The organism is Pseudomonas sp. BF-B-26, assembly GCF_019956495.1.
Lineage (GTDB): Bacteria > Pseudomonadota > Gammaproteobacteria > Pseudomonadales > Pseudomonadaceae > Aquipseudomonas.
In genome coordinates this window covers 1-6,198 of sequence record NZ_JAHBDP010000026.1, presented here as the reverse complement: position 1 = coordinate 6,198, position 6,198 = coordinate 1, and the positions used below count along the sequence as shown (strand labels likewise).

Sequence of the window (6,198 nt, the reverse complement as noted above, 5' to 3'; positions counted from 1 at the left end):
CTGACTGAAAGTCCGCTTTCGCGAGCAAGCCCGCTCCCACAGTGGTTTTTGGTGTGACGACTATCCGCGTCGATCCAGCAGATTCACCACCAGTCGATCCACCCATCCCCAAATCCTTTGCTTCACCCGCCGCCACAGCGGCCGGCGTTGCCATGCTTCCAGGCTGACTTCCTGGCTCTGCGCAAAGTCCCTCTCGAAACTTGCCGCCACCGCACGCGTCAGCCCCGGGTCCAGTGCTTCCAGGTTGGCTTCCAGATTGAAGCGCAAATTCCAGTGATCGAAATTGCACGAGCCGATGCTCACCCAGTCGTCGATCAGGACCATTTTCAAGTGCAGGAAACACGGCTGGTATTCGAAGATCGCCACCCCGGCCTTGAGCAATCGCGGGTAGTAGCGATGCCCGGCGTAGCGCACCGACGGGTGATCGGTGCGTGGCCCGGTCAGCAGCAGACGCACGTCAACACCGCGGCCCGCTGCCCGGCGCAGTGAGCGGCGGACTTTCCAGGTCGGCAGGAAATACGGCGTCGCCAGCCAGATTCGTTGCTGGCCACTGTTCAGTGCGCGAGTCAACGATTGCAGGATGTCCCGGTGCTGGCGGGCGTCGGCATAGGCGACCCGGCCCATGCCCTCGCCCATCGATGGCACGCGTGGCAGACGCGGCAGGCCGAAATGCGAAGCGGGTTTCCAGGCGCGCCGATGGCGGTTGGCAATCCATTGACGGTCGAACAGCAGCTGCCAGTCGATGACCAAGGGGCCGGTGATTTCCACCATCACTTCGTGCCATTCGCTGGTGTCTTCGCCCGGCGTCCAGAATTCATCGGTCACCCCGGTGCCGCCCACCACGGCCATGCTCTGATCGACCAGCAACAACTTGCGGTGATCGCGGTAGAAGTTACCCACCCAGCGCCGCCAGCTCAGGCGATTGTAGAAACGCAGTTCCACGCCCGCCGCCATCAATCGCCGACGCAAGGTCAGGGTGAACGCGAGGCTGCCGTAATCATCGAACAGGCAGCGCACGCGCACGCCACGTTCGGCTGCCTGGACCAACGCCTGAACCATCGCCTCGGCACAGGCACCCGCCTCCACCAGGTACAGCTCCAGCTCGACCTGCTCTTCGGCGCGGGCAATCGCGACCAACATCCGTGGAAAAAACTGCGGACCGTCGATCAACAGTTCAAAACGGTTGCCTTCACGCCAGGGGAAAATTGCGCCGGCCATGTCAGCGCGCCGTGAAAATCAGTACCGCACCCACCGGTACCGACAGACTGATGGCCGACAAACCGACGACCTTGCGCAAACTTTCCAGACCGGGGGCCAGGTCGAAATCCGCGGCATTGATGATCAGCGGTTCGAGGGTCACCACCTGGAAGCGCCGGTCATCGAGACGAGTCGCCAGCAGTTCGGCGTTGTATTCGTGTTGTTTGCCATGCAGGTTGACGGTCAGCGGCAGGCGCAATTCAAGTTGCGCGCCGGGCGCCAGATCGTTGATTGGCCGCAGATCGATCTGCGTGGTGATCAGCGCTTGGGGGAAAGTCTGGATTTCAAACAGGTCCTTGCGCATGCGTTCATCGCGCAGCGGGATGCCACTGTTGACCGAGTCCAGCTCGACTTCCACCTCGGCCAGGCCTTTGGGATCGACCTTGCCGTGCAGCACCAGAAAGCGCTGCACCTCGGAGATACTGGTGTTTTTGGTGCTGATGAATGACAGCCGCGAGGACTCGCCATCCAGATACCAATCGGCGTGGGCCGACAGCGTGGCGCTGGCCAACAGCAGAAAGGCGAGGGTTTTGCAGAGGACGCGGTTGAACATAGAGACTCGTGGGGCAGATAAACGTGAGCTGAACCTTAACTGGCCTGAGGCAGGTTGCAAACTCTAATGCCACGGATCTTGGGTCAAACACATTCCCTACAAAAGCCCAACTCGCCGAAGTCAGGGTGACAGACGGCAACCTTGGCGTTCGCTGATCCATTGCGCGCTGTTGTTGCGGCCCATGCCGCTGACGGTGACGCGTTTGCTGGCGGGGTCATCAGTAAAGCCACTGGTCGGCAGCCACTGCTTCACATAGCTGTGGCAATACTCGGCCGGGTTGTTCATCACGTAACGGCACGAACAATATTCCTTGGCGGTATAGCCGCTGATGATGTCCGGGAATGCCCACAGCGCCACGCGCTCTTGCCAGATCCAGCCGAGCAAGGCGATCGACAGGATCAACAACAGCGTGCTGAACGGTCGACGACGAACAAAGCTGCGACGTTTCATGGCAGCACCTTCGCGGCAAATGCCTGGAGCGCGAGCTTGAGCAATTCGTTGTGCCGATAGCTGCCGTCGCGGTCATCGCCGTAGCGCACGATCACCAGGTGTTCGCTGGGAATCACGTACATCGCCTGCCCCCAATGACCCAGCGCGGCGAAGGTGTCGGCGGGTGCATCGGGCCAGGGTTTTGCGGCGCCTTCCACCGCGCGGTTAAGCCACCAATGGCCGCCGGGCACCGCGTCGTCCTGATTGGCTTGATAGCGGGCGAACGGTTCGCGGTTAAAAATGACCCAGTCCTTGGGCAGCAATTGCCGCTCGCCCCAGCGGCCGTCGCGGGCCATCAGCAGACCAACTCGCGCGAGGTCCCGGGCAGTGAGATAGGCGTAGGACGAAGCGACGAAGGTTCCCGTGGCGTCGGTTTCCCAGACAGCGTGACGAATCCCCAAGGGCTCGAACAGAGCCGTCCATGGATAGTCCGGATAGCGGGTCGGGCCGACGATGGTTTTCAGCGCAGCGGATAACAAATTGCTGTCACCGCTGGAGTAACGGAATGCCTGACCGGGTTTGGCGTATTCACCGTGATCGGCGGTGAACGCGGCCATGTCCGGGTGGCCACGGGTGTAGAGCATCGCGACCACCGAGGATTTCAACGGCGCGTACTCATAGTCCTCCTGCCAGTCCAGACCCGAGGCCCAGTGCAGCAGGTCGGCCATGGTCATCGTCGGGTGTTTTTCCAGCGGTGGATAAAATGTCTGCACCGGGTCCTGGAGCTTGAACAGGCCTTCGCCATAGGCCACGCCGAGGACCGTGGCCATCAGGCTTTTGCTGATGGACCAGGTCAAGTGCGGGGTGTCGGCGGTGGTCGGGCCGGCGTAGCGTTCGTAGATCAGTTGACCGTCGCGGATCACCAGCAAGGCGTCGGTGCGGATGCCTTTTCGGGTGGCCTCATCACGGGGTGGGAAGGCGTAAGTTTCCAGCGCTTGAAGCGCCGGCCCGCTGACTGTCGGACCGGTTGGCCATTGCTCGGCAGGCCAGTATTCGGCGTGGGCCGTGAGGCTGAGCAGGAGCATAAAGATCAGGGACAAGCCTTTGAACATGGTGGGGGCTCGGAGGGATGGACCTGCTGAGCCTAGTCGCCATTGATGACAGTTCCGGGATTTGTGTTGCCAATGAGGTCGCCTTCGCGGGCAAGCCCGCTCCCACAGGGATTGTGTGTTGTTCACCATTTGCGTCGCACCACCGCTCACTGTGGGAGCGGGCTTGCTCGCGAAGGGGCCCGTCAATCCAGCGAAGATCCCGCGAGTGCCTTGGCCAACCGCTTCCCCCGCGCCCCCGCCGCCAGATCCATCACTCCCTGATCACGCTGCCACATCGCCGCCCACTGCGGCGGGCCATCGGCCAGTGCCTGAGTCACCTCAGCCTTGAGCCCATCGAACTGCGCAAACAAGCCACCGAGCAACACGTGCCCGGACGGATTATTCGGCGCCTGCCGGCTGACTTCCGCGCACCCGGCCAGCAGCGCCAGCAAACGCAGTTGCAAGGCTTGCGGCCAGTCGCTGTCCTGACCGATGCCGTACAGCCAGGCGGTCATGGCGCTCAGAACGTAAATGTCTTCAAGGGTGCGAAACGGTTTGATGTAGGCCTCCCAGCCATCCCCCGCCAACAGTTCGCACTGAGCGTTATCGAGAAACAGCCGACCATGGCTGATGTCTGGCATCAACGGGATCGCCGGTAGCTTCTCCAGACGCACGCCCGGTTCACCGGGATAAACCACCGCCAGGCTCAGGCGCGGTTTTTCGTCGGGGGCTTCACTGCGAGCAGCGATCAGCAGCCAATCGGCGGCATCGCCTGCGGTGACAAAATCCTTGCGCCCGCTCAGGCGCAAATCGTGCAGACGGGTCTGCATGTCCGCCACCCGCAGGCTGCGCTGTTCGGTCGCGCACAACGCGCCGAGACTCAACGGCGCGCTCGGCCAGAGCATGCGCAACGCCGCCTGATAGCCCACCAGAAACGCCAGTCCCGGCGTCGACATCAAACGCCCGCCGGCCACCGCCAGTTCGAACGGCGTGACGTTGCCCAACGGGTGCAACAAGGTCGCGAAACCCTCGCTCAGGTCCGGGTTGGCGGGCAGACGTTCACAGCGGCGCAGCAGGTTTTGCCAGAGCATAAGAGGCTCCTCAAAGGCTGTCATATAAGCATCACCAAAGCTTCATGGCGATGACACCGGGGCTACATAGCCTGACTTTGCACAACACGGCTGCATAAAGAAAGTCGATCGGCTGCAACCCAAGACGGGTGACCGGCCCGTACGGAGATTCGCAATGACTCAGATCGCCCGCATCAGCGACACCGGCAATGAACGCCGCCTGCAAGCCGAACGCCTGGTGGGCGCCGAGGCCTTGCAGGAAGCCCAGGCCCTGCGCTTCAACGTGTTCAGCGGCGAATTCAACGCCAAGCTCAAAGGCGCGGAGCTGGGTCTGGACATGGATGACTATGATGTTCACTGCGCCCACATCGGCGTGCGTGACTTGAACACCGGGCGACTGGTGGCGACTACCCGTTTGCTCGACCACACCGCCGCCAGCAGCCTGGGCAAGTTCTACAGCGAAGAAGAATTCAGCCTGCATGGCCTGGTCCATCTCAAAGGCCCGATCCTGGAAATCGGTCGCACTTGCGTCGACCCGGCCTACCGTAACGGCGGCACCATCGCCGTACTCTGGGGCGAGCTGGCCGAAGTGCTGAACCAGGGCGGCTACAGCTATTTGATGGGTTGCGCGAGCATCCCGATGCAGGACGGCGGCATTCAAGCCCACGCGATCATGCAGCGCTTGCGCGAACGTTACCTGTGCACTGAACACCTGCGGGCCGAACCGAAAAAGCCGCTGCCGAGCCTCGACATCCCGTCCAACGTCATCGCCGAAATGCCACCGCTGCTCAAGGCCTACATGCGCCTTGGCGCGAAGATCTGCGGCGAGCCCTGCTGGGACGAAGATTTCCAGGTCGCCGACGTGTTCATCCTGCTCAAGCGCGACGAGCTCTGCCCGCGTTATGCCAAGCACTTCAAGGCGGCCGTGTGATGAGTCGGTTACGGGTGTACGCGCGGATTGCGCGAGTGTTGGTGGTGGTGGCGCTGGGGTTGAGCATGGCCGGTGTATTCGGGTTGTTCGAACGCCTGGGGATTGCTCATTCGATGGTCCGTCGCCAGCGCTGGTCGCGATTTTTCATGGCTCGCCTGAGCAATGCCCTGCCCTTTCGCGTGACCGTGCACGGTGAATTGCCGAAGGCGCCGATGCTCTGGGTCAGCAATCATGTGTCCTGGACCGACATTCCGCTGCTGGGCATGCTCACGCCGCTGTCGTTCCTGTCCAAGGCCGAAGTGCGCACCTGGCCGGTGGCGGGCTGGTTGGCGGCCAAGGCTGGCAGCCTGTTTATCCGTCGAGGGTCGGGCGACAGCCAGTTGATCCGCAAACAGATGACCCGTCATCTGGAGCAGGAACATCCGCTGCTGATGTTCCCGGAAGGCACCACCACCGATGGCCGCTCGTTGCGTACTTTCCACGGTCGATTGCTGTCTGCGGCAATCGACTCCGAAGTGAAGTTGCAGCCGGTGGCGATTCGTTATCTGCGCGACGGGAAGCTCGATTCGCTGGCGCCGTTCATTGGCGATGATGATTTGCTCTCGCACTTGATGCGCTTGTTTGCAAATGATCGGGGGGACGTGGAGATTCATTTGCTCAAGCCGATCGCGTGTGAAGGTCGCGAGCGTGCGGCACTGGCGTTCGAGGCACAGCAGGCGGTGCAGAAGGCGTTGTTTGGGGCGATTCCGCAGACGCAACCGGAACCACTGCGCCCCGCAATCGCGGCTTAAACACACATCCCCTGTGGGAGCGGGCTTGCTCGCGAAAGCGGTGTGTCATTCAGCATTGATGCCAGCTGACACACCG

Annotated in this window: 7 protein-coding genes; 2 read left to right on the top strand and 5 right to left on the bottom strand. The window is 61.9% G+C overall.

The genetic code is table 11. The annotated features are described in order from the left end of the window. Positions 1-60: 60 nt before the first annotated feature. From KGB03_RS02260 to KGB03_RS02240, 5 genes are all read right to left on the bottom strand, one after another. A complete protein-coding gene (locus tag KGB03_RS02260) occupies positions 61-1,218 on the bottom strand; it encodes a phospholipase D-like domain-containing protein (protein ID WP_192406557.1) in 1,158 nt (385 codons plus the stop codon). A 1-nt stretch (position 1,219) separates the two neighbouring features. Continuing rightward, complete coding sequence (locus KGB03_RS02255) at positions 1,220-1,810, bottom strand: YceI family protein (protein ID WP_223526186.1); 591 nt, start codon at positions 1,808-1,810, stop codon at positions 1,220-1,222. Positions 1,811-1,930: 120 nt separating this feature from the next. Continuing rightward, positions 1,931-2,260 carry an amidase gene (locus KGB03_RS02250; protein WP_223526184.1) on the bottom strand — a complete coding sequence of 110 codons (330 nt, stop codon included), beginning with the start codon at positions 2,258-2,260 and terminating at the stop codon, positions 1,931-1,933. Further along, positions 2,257-3,351, bottom strand: coding sequence for a serine hydrolase domain-containing protein (locus tag KGB03_RS02245; RefSeq protein ID WP_223526182.1), 1,095 nt, complete (start codon positions 3,349-3,351; stop codon positions 2,257-2,259). Before KGB03_RS02245 ends, KGB03_RS02250 begins: the two co-directional genes overlap by 4 nt. 182 nt (positions 3,352-3,533) lie before the next feature. Then, a complete protein-coding gene (locus KGB03_RS02240) occupies positions 3,534-4,421 on the bottom strand; it encodes an acyl-CoA dehydrogenase family protein (protein ID WP_218536360.1) in 888 nt (295 codons plus the stop codon). A 154-nt stretch (positions 4,422-4,575) separates the two neighbouring features. Between KGB03_RS02240 and olsB the strand changes: the two genes are divergently transcribed. Both olsB and KGB03_RS02230 read left to right on the top strand, forming a co-directional pair. Then, a complete protein-coding gene (olsB, locus tag KGB03_RS02235; protein WP_008152922.1) occupies positions 4,576-5,331 on the top strand; it encodes an L-ornithine N(alpha)-acyltransferase in 756 nt (251 codons plus the stop codon). Further along, a complete protein-coding gene (locus tag KGB03_RS02230; protein ID WP_223526180.1) occupies positions 5,331-6,122 on the top strand; it encodes a lysophospholipid acyltransferase family protein in 792 nt (263 codons plus the stop codon). The genes olsB and KGB03_RS02230 overlap by 1 nt, the downstream gene beginning before the upstream one ends. The last annotated feature ends 76 nt before the right edge of the window (positions 6,123-6,198 follow it).

Coding starts and splice junctions, on each gene's coding strand:
- KGB03_RS02260 (WP_192406557.1), bottom strand. CDS start 1,218: ATGGCCGGCGCAATTTTCCCCTGGCGTGAAGGCAACCGTTTTGAACTG.
- KGB03_RS02255 (WP_223526186.1), bottom strand. CDS start 1,810: ATGTTCAACCGCGTCCTCTGCAAAACCCTCGCCTTTCTGCTGTTGGCC.
- KGB03_RS02250 (WP_223526184.1), bottom strand. CDS start 2,260: ATGAAACGTCGCAGCTTTGTTCGTCGTCGACCGTTCAGCACGCTGTTG.
- KGB03_RS02245 (WP_223526182.1), bottom strand. CDS start 3,351: ATGTTCAAAGGCTTGTCCCTGATCTTTATGCTCCTGCTCAGCCTCACG.
- KGB03_RS02240 (WP_218536360.1), bottom strand. CDS start 4,421: ATGCTCTGGCAAAACCTGCTGCGCCGCTGTGAACGTCTGCCCGCCAAC.
- olsB (WP_008152922.1), top strand. CDS start 4,576: ATGACTCAGATCGCCCGCATCAGCGACACCGGCAATGAACGCCGCCTG.
- KGB03_RS02230 (WP_223526180.1), top strand. CDS start 5,331: ATGAGTCGGTTACGGGTGTACGCGCGGATTGCGCGAGTGTTGGTGGTG.